Origin of the sequence: Streptomyces graminofaciens, assembly GCF_030294945.1 — a bacterium.
In the GTDB taxonomy this organism is placed as follows: domain Bacteria; phylum Actinomycetota; class Actinomycetes; order Streptomycetales; family Streptomycetaceae; genus Streptomyces; species Streptomyces graminofaciens.
The window spans coordinates 6,837,272-6,860,434 of record NZ_AP018448.1 but is presented as its reverse complement, the minus strand read 5'-3'; the positions used below and the strand labels follow the sequence as shown (position 1 = coordinate 6,860,434).

Annotated in this window: 20 protein-coding genes; 6 read left to right on the top strand and 14 right to left on the bottom strand. The window is 71.3% G+C overall.

Annotated features, from left to right (window positions below; translation table 11 throughout):
- Window positions 1-18 precede the first annotated feature (18 nt).
- Window positions 19-1,575, bottom strand: coding sequence for a protein kinase domain-containing protein (locus SGFS_RS29625; RefSeq protein ID WP_286254797.1), 1,557 nt, complete (start codon window positions 1,573-1,575; stop codon window positions 19-21).
- Window positions 1,576-1,993: 418 nt separating this feature from the next.
- On the opposite strand from SGFS_RS29625, the gene SGFS_RS29620 reads away from it, so the two are divergent.
- Window positions 1,994-3,652: a protein kinase domain-containing protein gene (locus SGFS_RS29620; RefSeq protein WP_286254796.1), complete on the top strand. Its 1,659-nt coding sequence runs from the start codon at window positions 1,994-1,996 to the stop codon at window positions 3,650-3,652.
- Window positions 3,653-3,783: 131 nt separating this feature from the next.
- On the opposite strand, the gene SGFS_RS29615 is transcribed toward SGFS_RS29620, so the two are convergent.
- A complete protein-coding gene (locus tag SGFS_RS29615; protein ID WP_286254795.1) occupies window positions 3,784-4,329 on the bottom strand; it encodes a bacterial proteasome activator family protein in 546 nt (181 codons plus the stop codon).
- A gap of 247 nt (window positions 4,330-4,576) precedes the next feature.
- Between SGFS_RS29615 and SGFS_RS29610 the strand changes: the two genes are divergently transcribed.
- Complete coding sequence (locus SGFS_RS29610) at window positions 4,577-4,975, top strand: hypothetical protein (protein ID WP_286254794.1); 399 nt, start codon at window positions 4,577-4,579, stop codon at window positions 4,973-4,975.
- A gap of 78 nt (window positions 4,976-5,053) precedes the next feature.
- On the opposite strand, the gene SGFS_RS29605 is transcribed toward SGFS_RS29610, so the two are convergent.
- A complete protein-coding gene (locus SGFS_RS29605; RefSeq protein ID WP_286254792.1) occupies window positions 5,054-6,034 on the bottom strand; it encodes an NAD(P)H-quinone oxidoreductase in 981 nt (326 codons plus the stop codon).
- A gap of 281 nt (window positions 6,035-6,315) precedes the next feature.
- On the opposite strand from SGFS_RS29605, the gene SGFS_RS29600 reads away from it, so the two are divergent.
- Together SGFS_RS29600 and SGFS_RS29595 are read left to right on the top strand one after the other, a co-directional pair.
- Window positions 6,316-7,347 (top strand): ATP-binding cassette domain-containing protein, encoded by a 1,032-nt coding sequence (locus SGFS_RS29600; protein WP_286254790.1) that lies wholly within the window; start codon window positions 6,316-6,318, stop codon window positions 7,345-7,347.
- Window positions 7,344-8,192: an ABC transporter permease gene (locus SGFS_RS29595; RefSeq protein WP_286254788.1), complete on the top strand. Its 849-nt coding sequence runs from the start codon at window positions 7,344-7,346 to the stop codon at window positions 8,190-8,192. Before SGFS_RS29600 ends, SGFS_RS29595 begins: the two co-directional genes overlap by 4 nt.
- Before the next feature lie 99 nt (window positions 8,193-8,291).
- Here SGFS_RS29595 and SGFS_RS29590 read toward each other — a convergent pair whose 3' ends face one another.
- The 6 genes from SGFS_RS29590 to pdhA form a co-directional block, all read right to left on the bottom strand.
- The gene (locus SGFS_RS29590; RefSeq protein ID WP_286254786.1) at window positions 8,292-9,392 is read right to left on the bottom strand and encodes a potassium channel family protein; all 1,101 of its coding nucleotides are present in this window, start codon (window positions 9,390-9,392) and stop codon (window positions 8,292-8,294) included.
- A gap of 90 nt (window positions 9,393-9,482) precedes the next feature.
- Window positions 9,483-10,850: a molybdopterin molybdotransferase MoeA gene (locus SGFS_RS29585; protein ID WP_286254784.1), complete on the bottom strand. Its 1,368-nt coding sequence runs from the start codon at window positions 10,848-10,850 to the stop codon at window positions 9,483-9,485.
- On the bottom strand, window positions 10,847-11,758 hold the full coding sequence (locus SGFS_RS29580) for an NTP transferase domain-containing protein (RefSeq protein WP_286254782.1): 912 nt from the start codon (window positions 11,756-11,758) through the stop codon (window positions 10,847-10,849). Before SGFS_RS29580 ends, SGFS_RS29585 begins: the two co-directional genes overlap by 4 nt.
- Window positions 11,759-11,860: 102 nt before the next feature.
- Window positions 11,861-13,303: a dihydrolipoamide acetyltransferase family protein gene (locus SGFS_RS29575; RefSeq protein WP_286254780.1), complete on the bottom strand. Its 1,443-nt coding sequence runs from the start codon at window positions 13,301-13,303 to the stop codon at window positions 11,861-11,863.
- Window positions 13,303-14,307: an alpha-ketoacid dehydrogenase subunit beta gene (locus tag SGFS_RS29570; protein WP_286254779.1), complete on the bottom strand. Its 1,005-nt coding sequence runs from the start codon at window positions 14,305-14,307 to the stop codon at window positions 13,303-13,305. Before SGFS_RS29570 ends, SGFS_RS29575 begins: the two co-directional genes overlap by 1 nt.
- On the bottom strand, window positions 14,307-15,440 hold the full coding sequence (gene pdhA / locus SGFS_RS29565) for a pyruvate dehydrogenase (acetyl-transferring) E1 component subunit alpha (protein ID WP_286254778.1): 1,134 nt from the start codon (window positions 15,438-15,440) through the stop codon (window positions 14,307-14,309). The genes SGFS_RS29570 and pdhA overlap by 1 nt, the downstream gene beginning before the upstream one ends.
- A 190-nt stretch (window positions 15,441-15,630) precedes the next feature.
- Here pdhA and SGFS_RS29560 point away from each other — a divergent pair, with 190 nt between their 5' ends.
- Window positions 15,631-16,116, top strand: coding sequence for an Lrp/AsnC family transcriptional regulator (locus tag SGFS_RS29560; RefSeq protein ID WP_286260132.1), 486 nt, complete (start codon window positions 15,631-15,633; stop codon window positions 16,114-16,116).
- 86 nt (window positions 16,117-16,202) lie between these two features.
- Here the strand turns inward: SGFS_RS29560 and SGFS_RS29555 are convergent, their stop codons facing one another.
- Window positions 16,203-16,793, bottom strand: a complete 591-nt coding sequence (locus SGFS_RS29555; protein WP_286254777.1) for a TetR/AcrR family transcriptional regulator — start codon at window positions 16,791-16,793, stop codon at window positions 16,203-16,205.
- Window positions 16,790-18,307 carry a 3-hydroxyacyl-CoA dehydrogenase gene (locus SGFS_RS29550; protein ID WP_286254776.1) on the bottom strand — a complete coding sequence of 506 codons (1,518 nt, stop codon included), beginning with the start codon at window positions 18,305-18,307 and terminating at the stop codon, window positions 16,790-16,792. The genes SGFS_RS29555 and SGFS_RS29550 overlap by 4 nt, the downstream gene beginning before the upstream one ends.
- 147 nt (window positions 18,308-18,454) lie before the next feature.
- Between SGFS_RS29550 and paaN the strand changes: the two genes are divergently transcribed.
- A complete protein-coding gene (gene paaN / locus SGFS_RS29545) occupies window positions 18,455-20,161 on the top strand; it encodes a phenylacetic acid degradation protein PaaN (protein ID WP_286254775.1) in 1,707 nt (568 codons plus the stop codon).
- Here paaN and SGFS_RS29540 read toward each other — a convergent pair.
- Genes SGFS_RS29540 through SGFS_RS29530 form a run of 3 tightly spaced genes read right to left on the bottom strand, consistent with a single transcriptional unit; the run spans window position 20,158 to window position 23,110 of the window.
- A complete protein-coding gene (locus SGFS_RS29540) occupies window positions 20,158-20,961 on the bottom strand; it encodes a TrmH family RNA methyltransferase (protein ID WP_286254774.1) in 804 nt (267 codons plus the stop codon). The two genes, paaN and SGFS_RS29540, sit on opposite strands and share 4 nt — an antisense overlap.
- Window positions 20,958-22,235: an HTTM domain-containing protein gene (locus tag SGFS_RS29535; RefSeq protein WP_286254773.1), complete on the bottom strand. Its 1,278-nt coding sequence runs from the start codon at window positions 22,233-22,235 to the stop codon at window positions 20,958-20,960. The genes SGFS_RS29540 and SGFS_RS29535 overlap by 4 nt, the downstream gene beginning before the upstream one ends.
- Window positions 22,232-23,110, bottom strand: a complete 879-nt coding sequence (locus SGFS_RS29530; RefSeq protein ID WP_286254772.1) for a DUF5819 family protein — start codon at window positions 23,108-23,110, stop codon at window positions 22,232-22,234. The genes SGFS_RS29535 and SGFS_RS29530 overlap by 4 nt, the downstream gene beginning before the upstream one ends.
- Window positions 23,111-23,163 lie beyond the last annotated feature (53 nt).

Below are 23,163 nucleotides of genomic sequence, written 5' to 3'. Positions count from 1 at the left end.
CGAGGGGACCCTCCTGAGTCACACTCCGCCGTCGCTGCCGACCGTCAGACCGCCGCCGCTGTCGTCGCCCTCGTCGGTCGGCTCGTCGGTCGGCTCGTCGGTCGGCTCCTCCGTGGTCGGGGCCGCCGTCGTCGGGTCCGGGTCGCTCGGCTCGTCCGACGGCTCGGTCTGCGTCTCGGAGGGGGTCCAGGTCGGGGACGGCTTGGACGACGGGGTGTAGTAGTCGTCGTTGGAGCCGCTGCTGTCCTCGGTGGCTTCGTCGGTCGCCTCGTCGCTCGGGGACTCGGTGGCGTCCTTGGTCTTGGACGGTGTGGCCGTCGGCGTCTTCGTGGTGTCGTTGCCGGTGCCCTTGTCGCCAGTCTGGTTCAGCGCCAGGGCGACGCCCGCCGCGATGGCGATCACCGCGAGCACCGCGAGGATCCACAGCTTGCCGCGGCCGCTGCCGCGGTTGCCGTGGTTCTCGAAGCCGCCGTCGTCACGGCCGCCACCGCCGTAGCCCGGGATGATCGGCTGCGGGATCTGCGAGGTGCCCATCTCGCCGGGGTGCGGCATGACCGTCGTACCGGACATGCCTCCGGGCGGCGTGTGCCGGCCCTCGTGCATCGCGACCGGCCCGGTGTTCCAGGTGCCGGTGTGGGCGCCCTGGTCGTACAGCATCTGCAGGCCGTACTGGACCAGGCCGCGCATCTCCTCGGCGGTCTGGAAGCGGTCGTCGGGGTCCTTGGCGAGGGAGCGCATGACGAGCCCGTCGAGCTCCGGCGGTGCCGCTCCCTCCGAGACCTCGGAGGGCGGCACCGGGATGTCCTGGACGTGCTGGTAGACCACCGACAGCGGCGTCTCGCCGATGAACGGGGGCCTGAGCGCGAGCAGCTCGTAGAGGAGGCAGCCCGTCGCGTACAGGTCGGAGCGGTGGTCGACGGCCTTGCCGAGCGCCTGCTCAGGGGAGAGGTACTGGGGCGTGCCCATGACCATGCCGGTCTGCGTCATCGTCGTCGACGCCCCGTGCAGGGCGCGCGCGATGCCGAAGTCCATCACCTTCACCGCGCCGTTGTCGGTGATGATGACGTTGGCGGGCTTGATGTCGCGGTGCACGATGCCGTGCTGGTGGGAGTAGGCGAGTGCTTCGAGGACGCCGGAGACGATGATCAGCGCCTGCTCGGGGCCCGGCGCCTCCGCGTTGATCAGCAGATCGCGGATCGTACGGCCCTCGACCAGCTCCATGACGATGTACGGCACGGACATGCCGTTCACGACGTCCTCACCGGAGTCGTAGACCGCCACGATCGAGTGGTGGTTGAGGCCGGCCACCGACTGGGCCTCGCGCGTGAAGCGGGCCTTGGAGATCGGGTCCTCGGCGAGATCGGAGCGGAGCAGCTTGACCGCGACCGTACGGCCGAGTCGTACGTCCTCGGCCGCGAACACCTCGGCCATGCCGCCCCGGCCGAGTCTGTGCGTCAGCCGGTACCGACCGTCACCGACAAGCCCGCCGTTGCCCCACAACTCCGGCGCGTCCGACATTCCGCCGCCAGTCGCCTCGGGGTCGGACGGGCCCTGAGAGCGCTGCTGCTGTGCCATCAGTCCTCGCCGTCGTTTCTGCCCGCGGTCCGCGCGGTTCTTGTTACGGTCTCCGTCTTACGGTCTCCGTCGGCCACGCTACAGCCTCCGTGCGACAGGCCGGTCCGAGACGGAATGCAAGGTGCGTTCGTTGTGGATCGGCCATGAAACCCGTCACGCGCGCAGTCGTGCAAGTTCTGTGTACCGGGCGTAGGCCCCCTGTAACTCTTCCGCGACGCTTCTTTCGCGTACGGTCACGGAACGGGCACCGCGCTTGACGTGTCACTGCCCTGGGGCAGACTTGGCCGGGAATAGCACAAAGGATCACCAGGATCCCCTGGATCACCGGTGTTCGCAGGGATCGCAGGGATCACGAGGATCACCGATCGCGGGAGCAACAGCAGCGGCTTTCGCGCGCGCCGATGGGGGACGCAGGAAGATGAGCCAGGACGCCGCACAGGGCCGGTACGCGGGGCGTTCGCTCGCCGGCGGCCGCTATCAGCTGCGTGACCTGCTCGGCGAGGGCGGCATGGCCTCGGTGCACCTCGCGTACGACGCGGTGCTCGACCGACAGGTCGCGATCAAGACACTGCACACCGACCTCGGGCGCGAACAGTCCTTCCGTGAGCGGTTCCGCCGCGAGGCCCAGGCCGTGGCGAAGCTCACGCACACGAACATCGTGTCGGTCTTCGACACCGGCGAGGACGATGTGGACGGCATGACGACGCCGTACATCGTCATGGAGTACATCGAGGGCAAGCCGCTCGGCTCGGTGCTCGACGCGGATGTGCAGCAACTCGGGGCGATGCCCGCCGACAAGGCGCTGAAGGTCACCGCGGACGTGCTGGCGGCGCTGGAGATCAGCCATGAGATGGGCCTGGTCCACCGCGACATCAAGCCGGGCAACGTGATGGTGACCAAGCGCGGCATCATCAAGGTGATGGACTTCGGCATCGCCCGCGCCATGCAGTCGGGCGTCACGTCGATGACGCAGACCGGCATGGTCGTCGGCACCCCGCAGTACCTCTCGCCCGAGCAGGCCCTGGGTCGCGGCGTCGACGCCCGCTCCGACCTGTACTCGGTCGGCATCATGCTCTTCCAGCTGACCACCGGGCGGCTGCCGTTCGAGGCGGACTCCGCGCTGGCCATAGCGTATGCGCACGTCCAGGAGGAGCCCGTGGCTCCCTCCTCGATCAACCGTTCCCTGCCGCCGGCCGTGGACGCGCTGGTCGCCCGCGCGCTGAAGAAGAACCCGAACGAGCGGTTCCCCAACGCCGAGGCGATGCGCGACGAGTGCCTGCGCGTCGCGGCCTCGCTGCAGCCCGCCGCGCCGAACATCGTCCCGGGCGCGCAGACGTCCAGCGGCGCCGGGGTGGCCTCCGCGGTCTTCCCGCCGATCGACCAGACGCCCGCACCGCAGTCGGGCAGCGTGCAGACGCCGTACCAACTGCCGCCGCAGCAGAGCCCCTACGGTCCGGCGACTCCGCCGCCGGCCCACCAGACGCCCGCACCGTCCTACGGCTATCCGCAGCAGGGCGGTTACCAGACGCCGCAGACCGCCGCGTACGCGCCCCAGCAGGGCGCGGCCACCCCGCCGCCGTACAACATCCCGCCGCCGAAGTCGGCGATGTCGGCCGGCTCGGGGGGCGGTCAGAAGAGCGGCAACAAGGCCGTCGTCATCGGCTCGATCGTCGTGTCACTCGTCGCTATCGGGGGCCTGATCGTGGCACTCGCGCTGAACAGCGGCGGCGACGACGAGGCCGACGGCGGCGCGAGCGCCTCGCCCACGTCGAGCGAGGTCGCCGGGCACAAGGGGCCGGACACGACGAAGGTCATGGAAGAGACCGAGTGCACGGAGCCCACGGAGTCGGTCAACGACCCGGACAAGATCATGCTCCCGAACTTCACGTACAACAACATCGACTCGGTGAAGAAGTGCCTGCAGGCGGCGGGTTGGGAGTACGACGTCCAGGACATCGACGAGAACACGTACGGCGAGGGCACGGTCATGGAGCAGTACCCCACCGACAACACGGACGTGGACCCCACGGAAATGCCGACGATCATCCTGAAGGTGTCCACGGGCAACCCGGCCTGAGGATTTGAGGGCCGTTAGGTCGTCGCGTGTGGAAGGGCCCGGCACTCGGTGTGCCGGGGCCTTTGTGGTGCCTGCGTGGGTCGGTGGCCGCGTCGGTTCTGTGCCGGGGCTGGTCCCGTTCTGTGCCGGGGCTAGAGGTAGGGGCCGCCCGTGCGGGCGCCCGTGCGGGGGTCGTCCTCGTCGTCGTGGCCGCCCATCCCCGGCGGGAGGGCCCGGCGCATCTGCTCCAGCTGGGCCCGCGCGGCCATCTGCTGGGCGAACAGGGTCGTCTGGATCCCGTGGAAGAGGCCTTCGAGCCAGCCGACCAACTGGGCCTGCGCGATGCGCAGTTCCGCGTCGCTCGGGATCACCTCGTCCGTGAAGGGCAGGGAGAGCCGCTCCAGTTCCTCGACCAGCTCGGGGGCCAGCCCGTCCTCCAGTTCCTTGACGGAGCTGGCGTGGATCTCCTTCAGCCGGGCCCGGCTCGCCTCGTCGAGGGGGGCCACCCGCACCTCCTCGAGCAGCTGCTTGATCATGCTGCCGATGCGCATGACCTTCGCGGGCTGTTCCACCATCTCCGTCACCGGGACCTCGCGGGAGTCCTCGCTTCCTCCGCCGCCGCCCACCGCCATTCCGTCCTGCCCCACGACCAGGATCTGGGGCTGTTCGGGCGACCGTTCGTTCCTCGGCATCTCCATGCCGCCATTCTCTCGCACGCGTACACCTCATCACCGAGGTGCCCCCGGCCAAGGGTGATCCACCGTTTGCGTGGCCTCCGTCCTCGTCGGGGCCGTCCTCGTCGGGGCCGTCCTCGTCGGGGCCGGCTTTGGCAGGGTCGGTTTCGGCAGGTCGGTTTCGGCAGGTCGGTTTCGAGATGCCGCCTGCGGGGCCGCGTGTGAGGCTGAGGGCGTGGCTCCAAGGCTTCGCAGGTCGCGCTGGTCGTGTGTGACGGGACCCCTCGTCACAGGGCTGCTGGTGCTCCTGACCACCGTCCCGGTCTCCCTGGCGTACGCCGCCGAGCCCGACCCGGCCGGTTCCTGGGCCGGGAGCCGGGCGGGCGAGGGGCGGCAGCGGCCCGGGCGGGCTGATCCGCTGGGCACGCTCGACCCGACGGCGGTGCCCTCGGCTGACGCGGACGACGAGGAAACGGACGCGGTCGGCTCGGAGCCGGACGTCGACCCCGAGCCGTCGCGCGACGGCGCGCTGCCGGTCCCCTCGTACGCCGCCCGGACCGGCACCGCCGAGAAGGCCGTGCTCCAGCTCCTGCCGCTCGGCAGCGGCCTGATCCTCATGGGCCTGGGGCTGGCTCTGACCTTCGTGGGCCTGCGGATACGGCGGTCCTGAGGCGGGCTGTCACTACGGCAACGACTCAGGCAACGACTCCGGCTGTGGCTGTGGCTGTGGCTGTGATGGTGACTGTGGCTACGAGACGACGAGCAGGACCTTGCCGATGTGGCCGCTGGCCTCCAGCACCCGGTGGGCGGCCGCGGCGTCGTTCATCGGGAGCTCGCGGTCGACGACCGGCCGTACGTGGCCGGCGGCGATCAGCGGCCACACATGCTCCCGTACGGCGGCGACGATGGCCGTCTTCTCGTCGAGCGGCCGGGCGCGCAGCGAGGTCGCGCTGATGGCGGCGCGCTTGCCGAGAAGGGCGCCGATGTTCAGCTCGCCCTTGATGCCACCCTGCATGCCGATGATGGCGAGCCGCCCGTTGACGGCGAGGGCCCGCACATTGCGGTCCAGGTACTTGGCGCCCATGTTGTCGAGGATGACGTCCGCGCCGGCGCCGTTCGTGGCCCCGCGGATCTCCTCGACGAAGTCCTGCTCGCGGTAGTTGATCAGGATGTCGGCACCCAGTTCGGCACACTGGTCGAGCTTCTCCTTGGTGCCGGCGGTGACGGCGACCCTCGCGCCGACGGCCTTCGCCAGCTGGATCGCCATGGTGCCGATGCCGCTGGAGCCGCCGTGCACGAGCAGGGTCTCGCCGGGGCGCAGGTGGGCGATCATGAAGACGTTCGACCAGACCGTGCAGGTCACCTCGGGGAGCGCGGCGGCCCGGGTGAGGTCGACGCCCTGGGGTGCGGGCAGCAGCTGGCCGGCCGGGACGGCCACCTTCTCGGCATAGCCACCGCCGCTGAGCAGCGCGCACACCTCGTCGCCGACGCTCCATCCGGAGACCCCGGTGCCGAGCTCGGCGATCCGCCCCGAACACTCCAGGCCAGGGTAGGGGGAGGCCCCGGGCGGCGGATCGTAGAACCCCTGCCGCTGCAGCAGATCCGCCCGGTTCACGGCACTCGCCGCGACCTCGACGAGCACCTCCCCCTCTCCGGGCACCGGATCCACCACTTCGTCCCACACCAACGCGTCGGGCCCACCGGGTTCGGGAATCGTGATCGCATACATGAGGGGGACGGTACTCCTCGGGTACCGGGCAGGGCGGGGGCCTACGTGGGCTACTGCCTCCCCGCGACGTCTGGTCCCTTGGTCCTCATGACGTCTGGTCCCTTGGTCCTCATGACGTCTGGTCCCTTGGTCCTCATCGACGCGCATTCGGGCGGCCCCGGAGAGACCGTGGACACGTGGCCGCCGCCAGAACCCCCACGGCGACCGATGAGTTCCGGCACCGACATCGGTCTCTCTTTGCATAGCCCGGACATGGCCCCGCACGTGGAAGGACCTCAGACATGAGCGCACAGACGTCCGGCCTCGCCATCGAGACCGCGGGTCTGGTGAAGACGTTCGGCGAAACCCGCGCCGTGGACGGCGTCGACCTGGCCGTACCGGCCGGCACGGTCTACGGCGTCCTCGGCCCGAACGGCGCCGGCAAGACGACCACCGTGAAGATGCTGGCCACCCTGCTGCGCCCGGACGCCGGCGAGGCACACGTCTTCGGCCACGACGTCGTCCGCGAGGCCGACGAGGTCCGCGGCCGGGTCAGCCTCACCGGCCAGTACGCCTCCGTGGACGAGGACCTGACCGGCGCCGAGAACCTGGTACTGCTGGCCCGCCTCCTCGGCCATCCCAAGCGGGCGGCCCGGCACCGCGCCGAACAACTGCTGGCGGCCTTCGGCCTGAGCGACGCCGCCGGGAAACAGGTCAAGCACTACTCGGGCGGCATGCGGCGCCGTATCGACATCGCCGCGTCCATCCTCAACACCCCCGACCTGCTCTTCCTCGACGAGCCGACGACCGGCCTGGACCCGCGCAGCCGCAACCACGTGTGGGACATCGTGCGCGCGGTGGTCGCCCAGGGCACGACGGTGCTGCTGACCACGCAGTACCTCGACGAGGCCGACCAGCTGGCGTCCCGGATCGCCGTCATCGACCACGGCAAGGTGATCGCGGAGGGCTCGAAGGGCGAGCTGAAGGCGTCCGTCGGCGCCGGTTCCGTCCATCTGCGGCTCCGGGACCCGGCCCAGCGCCCGCAGGCCGAGGAGGTGCTGCGGCTGACGCTCGGCGCCGAGGTGCAGCACGACCCGGACCCGGTGGCGCTGACGGCGCGCGTCGGCGCCGGCTCGACCAACGGCAACGGCCGGGGCGCGGCGGAGGCGGCGGCCCGCGCGCTCGCCGAACTGGCCCGCACCGGCATCACCGTCGACAACTTCTCCCTGGGGCAGCCCAGCCTGGACGAGGTGTTCCTCGCCCTCACCGGCCACGACACCACGGTCGACAAGAACACCGTTCGCGACGAGACGAAGGACGAGGCGGCGGCATGAGCACCGCGACCACCACCGAGAGCACGGAACTCGCCCCGGTCAGCACCGAGTCCCTGGCCGCGCTGCTCGTCGCCAAGGACCGGCCGCCCCGGCCCAGCGCCCTGTCGGCGTCGCTGACCTTCGGCTGGCGGGCCGTCCTCAAGATCAAGCACGTACCGGAGCAGCTCTTCGACGTCACCGCTTTCCCGATCATGATGGTGCTGATGTACACGTACCTCTTCGGCGGTGCGCTGGCCGGATCTCCTGCCGAGTACATCCAGTTCCTGCTGCCGGGCATCCTGGTGATGTCGGTCGTGATGATCACGATGTACACCGGCGTCTCGGTCAACACCGACATCGAGAAGGGCGTCTTCGACCGGTTCCGCAGCCTGCCCGTCTGGCGGCCGTCCACGATGGTCGGCTATCTGCTCGGCGACGCCCTGCGCTACGCGATCGCGTCCGTGGTGATGCTCACCGTCGGCCTGATCCTTGGCTACCGCCCTGACGGCGGTGTGCTGGGCGTCGTCGCCGGGGTTGCCCTGCTCATCGTCTTCTCGTTCGCGTTCTCGTGGATCTGGACGATGTTCGGGCTCATGCTGCGCAGCGAGAAGTCCGTGATGGGCGTCAGCATGATGGTGATCTTCCCGCTGACCTTCCTGTCCAACGTCTTCGTCGACCCGACGACCATGCCGGGCTGGCTCCAGGCCTTCGTCAACAACAGCCCCATCACCCATCTGTCCTCGGCGGTGCGGGAGTTGATGGCGGGCGAGTGGCCGACAGCGGAGATCGCCTGGTCACTGGGCTGGTCCGGCCTGCTCGTGCTGGTCTTCGGACCGATCACGATGCGGCTGTACAACCGCAAGTAGGCGCGTGGTGATCGGTCGAGCACCAGGCACCCGCCGTACGTCACGGCACCCGCCGTACGTCACGGCACCCGCCGTACCTCTACGGCACCCGCCGTACCTCTACGGCAGGCGCCTGGTCTCAGGAGTGACCTTGGTGCCCGGCGTCGCGCGGACGATCGTGATCAGCCGGTCCGTCACCTGGAGTTCGCCGATGTGCGGGTCGTCGTAGCCGAGCACCCGATGCCCGCGTACGACGCTCACCACCAGGTCGTCGGTCTCCCGGACCCCGCGCCCCACCTCGGCCTTTATGACCGGCCGTTCGACGATGTCGAGCCCGCTGCCCTGCTGGATCAGGTCCTCCATGACCATGCCGGCGGCGGGGCTGAGCACCGAGAGCCCGAGCAGCCGCCCGGCCGCGCTGGCGCTGGTGATGACGACATCGGCCCCGGACTGCTTCAGCAGCGGCGCGTTCTCCTCCTCGCGCACGGCGGCCACGATCTTCGCCCCGCGGTTGAGCTGGCGAGCGGTCAGTGTGACCAGTACGGCGGTGTCGTCCCGCGCGGTCGAGATGATGATCTGCCGCGCCTTCTGCGCCTCGGCCTGCAACAGCACATCGCTGCGGGTGGCGTCCCCGACGATCCCCGCGTACCCCTCGGCCGTGGCCGCCTCGATGACCTTGGAGCTGGGGTCGACGACGATGACCTGCTCCTTCTTCAGCCCTGTCGCACAGACGGTCTGGATCGCCGACCGCCCCTTCGTCCCGAAGCCGACCACAACGGTGTGCTCCCTCAAGGCCGCCCTCCAGCGGTTCAATTGCCATTCCTCGCGTGTGCGCTCCGTGAGGACCTCCAGCGTGGTGCCGACCAGGATGATCAGGAACAGCACACGCAGGGGTGTGATCACGAAGATGTTGGTGAGCCGGGCGGCATCGCTGACCGGGGTGATGTCGCCGTATCCGGTGGTGGAGAGGGTGACGGTCGCGTAGTAGAACGCGTCGAGCAGGTCGACGGAACCGTCGGAGTTGTCGTTGTAGCCCTCGTGGTCGACGTAGACGATGAACGCGGTCGCGACCAGCACGAACAGCGCCATCGCGAGCCGCTTGCCGACCTGGTGGCTCGGACGCTCGACCGCCCGCTTCGGCAGTCGTACGTGGTGGGTCCCGAGACGCTCGTCCGCCCGACGGGCGATCGCGTCATGGCCCGGCAGTTTCACGTGAAACACTCCCCGTCTCGGTCTGTACTGTGCCTCCGTCTGGCCGTTGTTTCACGTGAAACACTCTTGGCCGCACAGCCAGTTGATGATGCGGATGTTTCACGTGAAACACACCTGGATTCCGGCGGTCGCCCAGGGCAGATCGAGAAGTTCCAGCTCCTGTCCCTGGCGCGCACCACCCGGCGGTACGACGGCGAGCGCATCGGCGGTGGCGATCCCACGCAGCATGGCGGGGCCGTTGTAGTGCAGTGGTACGGCACGGTCGGCGCGCAGGGTGACCGGGATGAGCCGGGTGTCGTACGGGTGCCCGTGCACCGTCTCCCGCAGCGGCAGCGCGTACGGCTCCGGGGCCGCGCGTCCGGCGAGGGTCCGCAGCAGCGGCTCGGTGAGCGTGAAGAGGCCTGACACGGCGGCCAGGGGGTTGCCGGGCAGGCCGACGAGGTACTGGTTCTCCTTGGTGCGGGCCAGCAGCATGGGGTGGCCGGGGCGCACCTTGACGCCGTTGACGAGGAGTTCCGCGCCGATGCGCCGCAGCGTGGGGTGGACATGGTCGACGGGTCCGGCCGCGGTGCCGCCGGTGGTGACGATCAGGTCGGCGGAGGACTTCTTCACCGCCTGGTACAGGGCGTCGGCCTTGTCGCCGAGCCGGCGTACGGCGATGACGTCGGCGCCGAGTGCCCGGAGCCAGGACGGCAGCATGGGCCCGAGCGCGTCCCGGATCAGGCCCTCGCGCGGCAGCCCCTCGGTGAGCAGCTCGTCGCCCAGGACGAGGACTTCGACGCGGGGGCGGGGGATCACGGAGACCGTGTCGTACCCGGCTGCCGCCGCGAGTCCGAGCGCCGCCGGGGTGATCAGCGTGCCCAGCGGCAGCAGTTGGTCGCCTCTGCGGCACTCCTGGCCCCGGGGGCGGATGTCCTGACCGTGCGCCAGATCCCGGGTCGGGTGCAGCCGACCCTTGTCGTCGGTCCGGCCGTGCTCGCTGCGCAGGACGGAGGTCGTGTCCGGCGGGATGCGCGCGCCGGTGGCGATGCGGACCGCCTCGCCGTCGGTGAGCCGCGCCGGCTCCGCGTGCCCGGCCAGCACCCCGTCCTCCCGTACGACCCAGGGGCCGGGGCCCGCCACCGCCCAGCCGTCCATCGCGGAGGTGTCGAAGGAGGGCAGGTCGGTGAGGGCGGTGAGGGGAGCGGCGAGGACGAGGCCGAGGGCGTTGTCGACGCTGACGGAGGTGGGAGTCCGGCCCCGGGCCATGCCGCGGGCGGCCCGCTCGGCGATCGCGCGGGCCTCGGGCCAGGGGGTGGCCTGGTGGGCGTCGTCGGGCTTCTTGCCGGGTTGCGCGTGGGGTCCGCCCGTGGAGGAGGCTTCCCGGGCCGATCCAGGCTCGCCCGGACCCCGGCCGCCCCTGTCGTTGGCCACGGCCAGCGCCTCCTCCACGTCCACGTCGAGTTGCTCGGCGTCCTGGGCGGTCATCCGGCGTCCGTGGGCTTGTCCGAGGGGGAGCTGGTCGGCTCGCTCGCGACGGCGTTCTCCTCGGCCCAGCGCAACGCCAGTGCCGAGGCCTTGCGGGCGGCCTCGGCGACCGCTTCGGGGCCGCCCTGGGCGTGGGCCGCCGCATAGCCGACGAGGAACGTGGTCAGCGGGGCGGCGGGCCTGGCCACCGAGTGCGCGGCGTCACGGGCGAGGTCGAGCAGCACCTTGACGTCGACGTCGAGGTCGATCCCCAACTCGTCCTTGACTGCGGAAATCCATTCTTCCAACACGTGGCCATGCTCCCTGATCCGTGCGCGGGCGGCGGCGATGTCGTCCCAGGTGTCGCAGTCGAAGGACGCGACCGGGTCGGCGATACGGGTGAGACGGAGCGCGGCGGTCAGCCGCCGCAGCGGCAGCCCGATCAGCCCGCCGTCGTGCTCGGCGGCGAGCGCCGTGAGCTCGCGGCGCAGGGCGTCGGCCCGGTAGGCCGCCACAAGGGGCTGGTCGCGCCCGTCGGGGTCGGTCAGCAGAACGCCGTCGGTGCCTTCGAGCGCGCCCAGCAGCCGCCGTACGGTGCCCGGCTCCAGAAAGGGCAGGTCGGCGGAGAGGACGACGACGTGCGGCGCGGTGGTGTGCCGGAGCCCGGCGTCCAGCGCGGCGAGGGGGCCGCCACCGGGGGGCTCTTCGCGGGCCCACAGGACGGGGCGCGCGGTGGGGCGGGGCTCGGCGACGACGACGGTGGTCGCGGCCCCGGCGCAGGCGGCCAGCACCCTGTCGAGCAGGGCTCGGCCGCCCACCCGGACACCGGGCTTGTCGGCGCCACCGAGCCGCCGGGCGGCACCTCCGGCGAGCACGACGGCGTCGTACGTCTCGGTACCGGGGGCGCCCGGGGGCTCGTACGCGCTCACCCCCCGAGTATGCGTGCCCCCGCGAGCGCAGGGAACGCGGGGAGGACACACGATCGCAGTGATCGGGCAGCATGATCGGGCGCTGTGGCGAGGCGGCGTGGCTCAGAGCGTGCGCAGAAGCACCGCCGGCTGTTCGACGCAGTCCGCCACATAGCGGAGGAAGCCGCCCGCCGTACCGCCGTCGCACACCCGGTGGTCGAAGGTGAGCGAGAGCTGCACGACCTGCCGCACCGCCAGCTCGCCCCGGTGCACCCACGGTTTGGGCACGATGCGGCCGACGCCGAGCATGGCCGCCTCGGGGTGGTTGATGATCGGCGCGGAGCCGTCGACGCCGAAGACGCCGTAGTTGTTCAGCGTGAACGTCCCGCCGGTGAGCTGGGCCGGTGTCAGCGTGCCGGTCCGCGCGGCCTCGGTCAGCCGGGCGAACTCGGCACTCAGCGACTCCGCGTCCCGTGCGTGCGCGTCCCGTACGACGGGCACGACCAGCCCGCGTTCGGTCTGTGCGGCGAACCCGAGGTGCACCTGGTCGAGGCGGACGATCTCGCGGGCCTCCAGGTCGACCGTCGAGTTCAGCTCCGGGAAGCGGGCCAGCGCGGCAGTGCAGATCCGGGCGAGCAGCGCGAGGAGGGATACTTTCGGGCCGCCGGCCGCATTCATGGCCGTGCGGGCGTTCATCAGTTCCGTGGCGTCGGCGTCCACCCAGCAGGTGGCGTCCGGGATCTCGCGCCTGCTCCGGGAGAGCTTGTCGGCGACGGCACCGCGTACGCCCCGCAGCGGGACGCGGGTGCCGCGGACGTCGGCGGCCGGGGTGGGCGCCGCCGGAGCGGGAGCCTCGGTGGCCGTGGCACCGTCGCTCGTCGCGGCCCGCAGGGCGTGCTCCACGTCGGCCCGCAGGATCAGCCCGTCGGGGCCGGAACCACGCAGCTGCCGCAGGTCGAGGCCGTTCTCGCGGGCGAGCCGGCGGACGAGCGGGGAGATGACCGGCACGGGGCCGTCCGGGCGGGTCGGGGCAGCTGTGGCACCGACCTGGCTGTTGGGGGCGGCCGCGCGGCTCGGCTCGGCGGGCGGAATCAGGGGGACGGGCGTGACGGCCGGGGCGACCGAGGTGCGGCCGACAGGTGAGGCGGCAGCCCCACGGGTACCGGCATGGCCACCGGCGCCCCCGCTGCCCCCGCCCGGCGCGGCGGCGAACCGTGTGGCCTCCCCCGACCTCACCCTCCGCCGCCGCGCCGGAGGCGCCCCCGTGCCATAGCCGACCAGGACGTTGCCGGAGCCCTCGGTCTCCTCGCCGGGGGCGGCCGGGCCGACGGCGACCGTCAGCAGCGGCGCCCCGACGGGCAGTTCCGTGCCCTCCTCGCCGAAGCGGGCGGTGACGACTCCCCCGTAGGGGCAGGGCACCTCGACCATCGCCTTGGCCGTCTCGACCTCGACCACCGGCTGGTCGATGGCGACCACGTCGCCGACCTGGACCAGCCAGCGGACGATCTCCGCCTCGGTCAGTCCTTCGCCGAGGTCGGGCAGCTTGAACTCCAGCACCTGTGCCATCAGCTCTCCGCCTCCCACTGCAGGCGCCCCACGGCGTCCAGGATCCGGTCGACGCCGGGCAGGTGGTGCCGCTCCAGCATCGGCGGCGGGTACGGGATGTCGAAGCCGGCGACGCGCAGCACCGGCGCCTCCAGGTGGTGGAAGCAGCGCTCGGTGACGCGGGCCGCGATCTCGCCGCCCGGGCCGCCGTAGCCGCCGGACTCGTGGACGACGACGGCGCGGCCGGTCCGGCGTACCGACGCGGCGACCGTCTCGTCGTCGAAGGGCACCAGGGAGCGCAGGTCGACGACTTCGAGGTCCCAGCCCTCGGCCAGGCCCGCCTCGGCGGCCTCCAGGCAGACCGGCACGGACGGCCCGTAGGTGATGAGCGTGGCGCTGCGGCCGGGGCGGCGGACGACCGCGCGGCCGATGGGCTCGACCGTCTGCGGATCGTCGGGGTTCCAGGTGTCCTTCGACCAGTACAGGCGCTTGGGCTCCAGGAAGACCACCGGGTCGTCGGAGGCGATGGAGGCGCGCAGCAGGCCGTAGGCGTCGGCGACGGTCGCGGGCGTGACGACATGGAGCCCGGGGGTCGCCATGTAGTAGGCCTCGGAGGAGTCGCTGTGGTGCTCGACGCCGCCGATGCCTCCCCCGTAGGGGACACGGATGGTGATCGGCATCGGCATGGCGCCGCGGGTGCGGTTGCGCATGCGGGCGACATGGCTGATGAGCTGCTCGAACGCCGGGTAGGCGAACGCGTCGAACTGCATCTCCACGACCGGCCTGAGCCCGTACATGGCCATGCCGACGGCGGTGCCGAGGATGCCCGCCTCGGCGAGCGGGGTGTCCGTGACGCGGTCCTCGCCGAACTGCTCGGCGAGGCCGTCGGTGACCCGGAAGACACCGCCGAGGGTGCCGACGTCCTCGCCCATGACGTGGACGGCCGGATCGGCGGTCATGGCGTCGCGGAGGGCGCGGGTGAGGGCCTGCGCCATGGTCGCGGGCTTGAGGGCGACGGTGGTCATCAATGCGCCCCTTCTTGTTCCGCCGCCAGCTCGGCGCGCAGCAGGGCCTCCTGCTCGCGCAGTTGGGGGGTGGGCTCGGCGTACACATGGGCGAAGAGGTCCATGGGGTCGAGCACCGGGTCCTGGTTCATGTGCTCGCGCAGCTCGGCCGCCATGACCTCGGCGGCGTCCCGCGCGGCCTGGATGCCGTCCTCGTCGATGAGGCCCCGCTCGGTCAGCTCGTGCTCCAGGAGCGCGATCGGGTCGTGCGCCCGCCAGGTCTCGACCTCGGAGTCGCCGCGGTAGCGGGTCGCGTCGTCGGCGTTGGTGTGGGCGTCGATGCGGTACGTGACCGCCTCGATCAGCGTGGGACCGCCGCCCGCGCGCGCGTGGGCCACGGCCTCGCTCAGCACCTGGTGCACGGCCGCCGCGTCGTTGCCGTCGACCAGCCGGCCCGGCATCCCGTAGCCGACGGCCTTGTGGGCGAGCGACGGGGCGGCGGTCTGCTTGGCGAGCGGTACGGAGATCGCGAAGCCGTTGTTCTGGACGAGGAAGACGACCGGTGCCTGCCAGACGGCGGCGAAGTTGAGCGCCTCGTGGAAGTCGCCCTCGCTGGTGCCGCCGTCGCCGACCATGGCGAGCGCGACCACGTCGTCGCCCTTGAGGCGGGCGGCGTGCGCGAGGCCCACGGCGTGCGGCAGCTGGGTCGCGAGGGGTGTGCAGAGGGGCGCGATGCGGTGTTCGTGGGGGTCGTAGCCGGTGTGCCAGTCGCCGCGCAGCAGCGTGAGCGCCTGCACGGGGTCGAGGCCGCGGGCGACGGCGGCGAGCGTGTCGCGGTAGCTGGGGAACAGCCAGTCGCGCTCCTCGAGGACGAGCGCGGCAGCGACCTCGCAGGCCTCCTGGCCGGTGCTGGAGGGGTAGACGGCGAGCCTGCCCTGCTTGGTCAGGGCCGTGGCCTGCGCGTTGTACCTGCGACCGCGCACCAGCTCCGCGTAGAGCCGGCGCAGCAGCGCGGGGTCGGCGCCGGCCGCCGCGTCGGTGCCGAGCACGCGGTACGGCAGGGCGTCGGGCAGCAGCGGCGCGGGGTCCGTGCGGGGCTGCCAGGCGGGCGGCGGTGTCGGGTGGTACGCGCCCCGCTGCTCCATGACCGTCATACGGCACCTCCTCGTGGGAGTGGCTTCTGGGACGCGGCACGGTTGTGACGCGTCTCACCTACCGATTGTTCGGTCGCTGACGCATTTTGGCTACAGGCACCCTCAGGCTGTGGACAAACGGTTCTGCACACCCTGAAATGAACGCAGTACGTCCATGGTAGAGAGGCGGGGGCGCATGGCACCTGAACAAATGGCCGAGCCGCCGGAGCACGGCCCGGCCCTGCCGCCCCCTCGACCGCTGGACTCCATAGATCAGGACATCCTGCGCATGCTCCAGGCCGACGGCCGCGCCTCGATACGGTCCGTCGCCGAACGCGTCCATGTCTCCCGCGCCAACGCCTACGCCCGCATCAACCGCCTCGTCGAGGACGGCGTGATCCGCGGCTTCGGGGCGCGCGTGAACCACGAACGCGCCGGAAAGGGCACGTCCGCCTACATCACCCTCAAGATCGTGCAGAACTCCTGGCGCACGGTCCGCGAACAGCTGCGCCAGCTCTCCGGTGCCGCCCACATCGCGCTGGTGGGCGGCGACTACGACGTCCTGCTCCTGGTGCACACCTCGGACAACAGGGCCCTGCGCGAAGTCGTCCTCACCAAGCTCCAGGCCATCCCGGAGGTGCTCAGCACGCGGACCCTGCTGGTGTTCGAGGAGGAGGACGTGGAACCGGAGGGCTGATCACCGAGAAGTTCGCGGCCCCCGAAGGATCGATCAGCCCTGCCCGCGCGGCCCGTCGGTCAGCCCTACTCATGTAGGCCCGCCGGTCACTCCTGCCCGCGCAGCCCCGTGAAGACCAGGTGCGCCACGGCGTCCGCCACTTCCCGCTCCCCCATGCCCCGCACGTCCGGCCGGTACCACTCCACGATCGAGTTGATCATCCCGAAGACGAGCCGGGTCGCGAGCCGCACCTCCACGTCACCGCGCACGTCCCCGTCGGCCGCCGCGGCCTTGAGCAGCTCGGCGACCTGGTGGTCGAAGTCGCGGCGCCGCTCCAGGGCCCAGCGCTCGGTGTCGGTGTTGCCGCGCACACGCAGCAGCAGCGTCACGTACGGGAGTTCGGTCAAGAGCACCTCGACCATGCGGCGCACGACATGCTCCAGGCGCTCCACGGAACGCCCCACGCGCGCGGGTTCCTCGTCGAGGATGCCGAAGAGGCCGTCCAGCGCCCGGCTGACGGCCCGGCGCAGCAGCTCCTCCTTGCCCGTGACGTGGTGGTAGATCGACGACTTGGAGATGCCCGCCGCCTTGGAGAGGTGCTCCATGGACGTGCCGTCGTAGCCGCGTTCGATGAAGACCTGGACGGCGACGGAGAGCAGCGTCTCCGGGGTGTACGTGTCGCGCTTGGCGGTGGTCATGAGGAGGTGCCCTCCCGCTTGTCGGAGGCGTAGGCGTGGCGGTACAGCGCGAGGGACGGCGCGTAGCGCCCGGAGGGGTCGCGCAGATGCAGGTCGTCCAGGAGGGCGTACGCCCAGTTGCGGCCGAGCCTGCGGCTCCACTCGAAGGGGCCGAGCGGGTAGTTCACGCCGAGTCGCATCGCCGTGTCGATGTCCTCCTCGGTGGCCACGCCCTTGGCGACGGCGTCGTGCGCGAGGTCGACGATCCGGGCCACCGTACGGGCGACGATCATGCCGGGGGCGTCCCCGATGACGCTGACGGCCTTGCCCAGCGCCTGGAAGAGCCCGGTGGCTTCGGCGAGGGTCTGCGGGGAGGTGTCCTGGGAGGCGGACAGGGCGATCCGGGTGGCCTTGCGGTAGTCGAGCGCGAGGTCGAAGTAGACGACGTCCCGGAACTCCACGGAGGTCTGGCCGTCGGCGAGGACCAGTTGGCCGCCGCTCGGCAGCACGAACCGGGTGCCGTGGTCCTCCTCGTCGTCGCGGACGGGGATGCCCGCCTCGCGGATCAGGGTGAGCAGTTCGGAGGCGGGGCCCAGGTCGCCCTCGCAGACGACGTACGCGGGCGCGGGGGCCGGTTCGGCGGTGTGCGGCTCGGGGCTCTCGGCGTCGTCCCCGTAGTCGTACCAGCCCTGTCCCGCCTTGCGGCCGAGCCGGCCCGACTCGACGAGCCGGCGCTGGGCCAGCGAGGGGGTGAAGCGCACGTCCTGGAAGAAGGCCTGCCACACGGAGTGGGTGACCGATTCGTTGACGTCCTGCCCGATCAGGTCGGTCAGTTCGAAGGCGCCCATCCGGAAGCCCCCGGACTCGCGCAGGATCGCGTCGATGGTGGCGGGGTCGGCGGCCTGCGCCTCGTAGACCGCGAAGGCCTCGGCGTAGAAGGGCCGGGCGATGCGGTTGACGATGAAGCCGGGGGTGTCGGCGCACGCCACCGGGGTCTTGCCCCAGGCGCGGGCGGTCTCGTACGCGCGCGTGGCCGACGTGACGTCGGTGGCGAACCCGGAGACGACCTCGACGAGCGGCAGCAGCGGCGCGGGGTTGAAGAAATGCAGGCCGACGAAACGCCCGGGGTTGCGCAGGGCGCCGCCGATGGCCGTCACGGACAGGGACGAGGTGTTGGTGGCGAGCAGGCAGTCCTCGCCGACGACGTCCTCCAGGGCCCGGAACAGCTCCTGCTTGGCGTCCAGGCGCTCCATGACGGCCTCGACGACGAGGGCGCAGTCCGCGAGGTCGGCGAGGGTCTCGGCAGCGTGCAGCCGGGCGCGTGCGGCGTCCCGGTCGGCGCCGGCCAGGCGGTCCTTGGCGACGAGCCGGTCGAGCCGCGCGCCGATCGCCTCGGCCGCCTCCCGGGCGCGGCCGGGCACGGCGTCGTACAGCCGTACGGTGTGGCCCGCTACCAGCGCGACCTGGGCGATGCCCTGGCCCATGGTGCCGGTGCCGACAACGGCCACGGGGCTGCTGAGGTCGAGTGCTGTCATGCTCGCGATCCTCCCGCACGGGGTTGTCCACAGATGCGGCGGACCCCCTTGTCCCGACCGATCGTTCGGTTACTCTAACTCTGTCAGCCCGTTCCTGCCCAGGTCAGAGCTCGAAGAAGAGCACCTGACGTGAGGAGTTGGTCCCGCATGGCCGCCGAACTGTCCGCGCACGACCTGATCGCCAGGCACCGGCCCACCCTCGACCAGGCGCTGGAAGCGATCCGCACGCGCGCGTACTGGTCCCCGCACCCCGAACACCCCAAGGCGTACGGCGAGAACGGCAGCCTGGGCATGGCGGAAGGCAAGGCCGCCTTCGACGCCCTCCTCGGCACCCGCCTCGACCTCGGCCAGCCCGGCACGGACGACTGGGTCGGCGAGGAGACCTCCCCGTACGGCCTGACGCTCGGCGTGACGTATCCGCACGCCGACATCGACACGCTGCTGCCCGCCATGAAGGCCGGACAGCGCGCGTGGCGCGACGCGGGCGCGCAGACGCGCGCGGCGGTGTGTCTGGAGATCCTCAAGCGGATCAGCGACCGCACGCACGAGTTCGCCCACGCGGTCATGCACACCTCCGGCCAGGCCTTCATGATGGCGTTCCAGGCGGGCGGGCCCCACGCCCAGGACCGCGGCCTGGAAGCGGTGGCGTACGCGTACGCGGAGCAGGTCCGCACGCCCGACAGCGCCGAGTGGAGCAAGCCCCAGGGCAAGCGCGACCCGCTCGCGCTGACCAAGGAGTTCAAGCCGGTCCCGCGCGGCATCGCCCTGATGATCGGCTGCAACACCTTCCCGACGTGGAACGGCTACCCGGGCCTGTTCGCCTCGCTCGCCACCGGCAACGCGGTCCTGGTGAAGCCCCACCCGCGCGCGGTGCTGCCGCTCGCCCTCACCGTCCAGGTCGCCCGCGAGGTCCTCACGGAGACCGGCTTCGACCCGAACTTGGTCGCGCTGGCCGCCGAACGCCCCGGCGAGGGCATCGCCAAGACGCTGGCCACCCGCCCTGAGATCCGGATCATCGACTACACCGGCTCCACCGCCTTCGGCGACTGGCTGGAGGCCAACGCCCGCCAGGCGCAGGTCTACACGGAGAAGGCCGGCGTCAACACGGTGATCGTCGAGTCGACGTCCGACTACAAGGGCATGCTCTCCAACCTGGCCTTCTCGCTCTCGCTCTACAGCGGCCAGATGTGCACCACCCCGCAGAACCTCCTGATCCCCCGCATCGGCATCACCACGGACGAGGGACCGAAGTCCTACGACGAGGTCGTCGGCGATCTCGCCAAGTCGGTCGGCGGCCTCCTGGGCGACGACGCGCGCGCGAACGCGCTGCTCGGCGCGATCGTGAACCCGGACGTGAAGGCCCGCCTCGACGCGGCCGCCGGCCTCGGCGAAGTCGCCCTCGCCTCCCGGGAGATCGCCAACCCGGAGTTCCCGGGCGCGGTCGTCCGTACGCCGGTCATCGTGAAGCTCGACGGGGCGCGGAAATATTGGGAGAGGGCGGACGACGAGGCCGCCTACATGAGCGAGTGCTTCGGCCCGGTGTCCTTCGCCGTCGCGGTCGACTCGGCGGCGGACGCGGTGGAGCTGCTGCGGCGGACGATCAGCGAAAAGGGCGCGATGACGGTCGGCGCGTACACGACCTCCGAGGAGGTGGCCGCCGGCATCGAGGAGGCCTGCTTGGAGGAGTGTGCCCAGCTGTCGCTGAACCTCACGGGCGGGGTGTACGTCAACCAGACGGCCGCGTTCTCCGACTTCCACGGCTCGGGCGGCAACCCGGCGGCGAACGCCGCACTGTGCGACGGGGCGTTCGTGGCGAACCGGTTCCGGGTGGTGGAGGTGCGCCGAGAGGGCTAGGAAACGGGCCGAGAGGCTTGAGAAGCGGTGGGTGCGCCCCCGGTCGCGCTCCAGTGGTACAGCGTCATGGCCACACTGGTCGCGAGGTTGTAGCTGGAGACCTGGGGGCGCATCGGCAGGGCCAGCAAGTGGTCGGCGCGGTCGCGCAGTTCGGGGGACAGGCCGCTGCGTTCGGAGCCGAAGGCGAGTACGGCGTCGTCCGGGAGCTTCAGCCCCCGGATGTCGTCGCCCTCGGGGTCGAGCGCGAACAGCGGGCCCGGCGGCAGCTCGGCGACCTCCAGCCGCTCCACGGCGGTCGCGAAGTGCAGCCCGGCCCCGCCGCGTACGACCGTGGGGTGCCAGGGGTCGAGCGTGCCCGTGGTGACGACCCCGGTCGCGCCGAAACCGGCCGCCAGCCGGATCACGGCCCCCGCGTTGCCCAGGTTGCGCGGGTTGTCGAGGACGACGACGGGGGCGGTGCGCGGGGTGTGCGCGAGGGCCGCCAGGTTGGTCGCGCGCGAGGGGCGTACGGCCAGCGCGGCCACGGCGGTGGGGTGCGGGCGCGGCACGAGACCCTGGTAGGTCGCGGCCGGCACCTCAGTGAGGAGCCCGTCCAGCCACTCCCGTACGTCCGGGGCCAGTTCGTCGGCGAGGGCGAGCGCGGCCGCGCGGTCGGCGGTGACCGCCACGGAGACCTCGGCGCCGAAGCGGAGGGCGTGCTTGAGGGCGTGGAAGCCGTCGAGCAGGACGGAGGCGTCGGCGAGCCGGCGCCAGGCCCGTACGGGGTCCACGGGTGCGGCCGGGTCCACCGGATCGTTCATGCGCTGAAGCCTACGTGCGGCTGGTCGGACGACTTCTCGTCCGTGTCCGTGCTCGGGGCATGCGCCGCATCCTGCTCACGCGGCCCGGGGAGGGTACGCGTACGCCCCAGTCGCGAAAGAACGCGTGCACGCGCGCGTGCCGTCCAGCCGCCCAGGCGCTTCAGGAACGACGTCGGCAGGAAGACGGAGTCGGCGGCGATCATCGCGAGCGAGAAGAACGGCAGCCCCAGCACGACGGCGATCACGGCGTGCTCGGTCATCATCACCACCAGCAGGACGTTCTTGACCCGCCGGTTGAAGAGCGTGAACGGGAAGGCGACCTGCACGATGACCGTCCCGTACGTCACCAGCAGCACCATGACGGCGCTCGACGACATCAGGTCGGACAGGGCGGGCCAGGGCGAGAAGTAGTCCAGGTGGAGCGGATAGAAGACGGCCGTGCCGTCCTGCCAGCGCGAACCCTGGATCTTGTACCAGCCGGCGGTCGCGTAGATCAGACACGCCTCGACCATGATCACGAGCAGGGCGGCGTTGTGGACGAGGTTGGCGACGATGTCGAAGACGTTGCGGGACGGGCCGTAGGGGTCGACCCGGTTCACGAACCACCACAGGCCGTGCGCCACCCACAGTCCCCAGAAGACCGTCAGCCAGCCGCCGAGGAACCCGCCGGGGATCAGGCCCCCGAAGGTCGACACCAGCAGCGCGAAGCCGAGCACGCCCCACAGGGCGGGCCCTATGGAGTCCTCGCGCTCCACACTGCCCGGCTCACGGCGCTCACGGCGCTCACTCGTGAGCCGGGCCCGCCGTTCGTCCAGGGACCAGACCTGGCCGCAGCGGGTGAGGACGAGGTAGACCGACATGAGGTGGATGACGTTGTCGCCGCCGTCGCCCATGAAGACACTGCGGTTCTGCAGCGACAGGACGCCCACCATGAAGAGCACGCTCATGGCACGGGTGCGCCAGCCGAGCAGCAGCAGGAAGCTCGACAGCACGGCGAGGCCGTAGACGATCTCGAACCACACCCCGCTGTCGGACCACATCAGGACCGTGAACGCGTGGTTGTCCGAGATGAGCCGCTGGGCGAGGTCCCAGCTCCAGGGGCCTTCGGGGCCGTACAGCTCGTGCCGGTGCGGGAACTCGCGCAGCAGGAACAGCAGCCAGGTCGCGGAGAAGCCGATCCGGATGATCGCGGTCTGGTACGGGCCCAGCGACCTGTCCGTGACCCGGGTGATCCCGCTGCCGATCACGGCGGCGAGACGGCTCAGCTGACTCATTCGACGCCCGCCTCCGTCCGGCCGTTCACCTTGGTCGTCCCGGCGGCTCTCGTCTCCGTACGGTCGTCGCCGGGCACCGTCCACCAGGGCAGCTCACGGACGACGGGCTTGTCGGACACCTGTTCCTCGCTCCAGTCGGGCGGTGGCACGTTGGTGGTACGGGACCGGACCTGGACGCGCTCGACGACGGCGCCCTCACCGCCGGCCTGCTCGCGGTCGAGGCGCGTCACGACGATGCGGCGCAGATAGTGCTGGGACAGGTCGCCGCGCGAGGACGTGGCGCGGTTCTCGTTGTCGTGCGTGGAGACGTAGAAGTCCCAGGCGCGGCGCAGTTCGTTCTGCTGGGTGTGGCTCGGCAGCAGATTGCCGTCGATGGCGGCACCGTCGAGCGCGGACAGGTCGTACCAGCCGGTCGTCCGCGTCACCCCCTGCGAGGTCCGCACCTCCGCCCGGACCTGCACCGCCACGTTCGCCTGCAACGGGTTCGGCGCGAACAGCTTCCAGTTCTGCTCGAACTCGGGGTACACCCAGCGGTCGACCGCCTGACCGTGCTGCTTCGTGACCGTGTTCGCCGGCGCGACATGCAGAAACACCATGCCGATGTGCACACAGGTGACCACCGCGACGACGGCGAGCACGAGCGCGATGCCGATCTGGTGGGGGAGCGAGAGGGCGGCGATGCCGGCGGGGGGCGTAGCCGACGCCTCGGGCGCAGAGGACGCCTCGGGCGCAGGAGAGGTATCAAGGGCAGAGGGATCGGCGGCGACAGGGCGATCAGCGGCGGGGTTTTCCGTGGTCGGGCCGTTCTCAGTGGTGGTGGCGTCGGGGGTGTCCGGCTCGCGCCGGGCGTTCGAGACCTCGTCGTACGCGTCCATTCCGCCCCGTTTCCCGATTCCCACTTCCCGGCCCGCTTCCCCACCGGAACTTA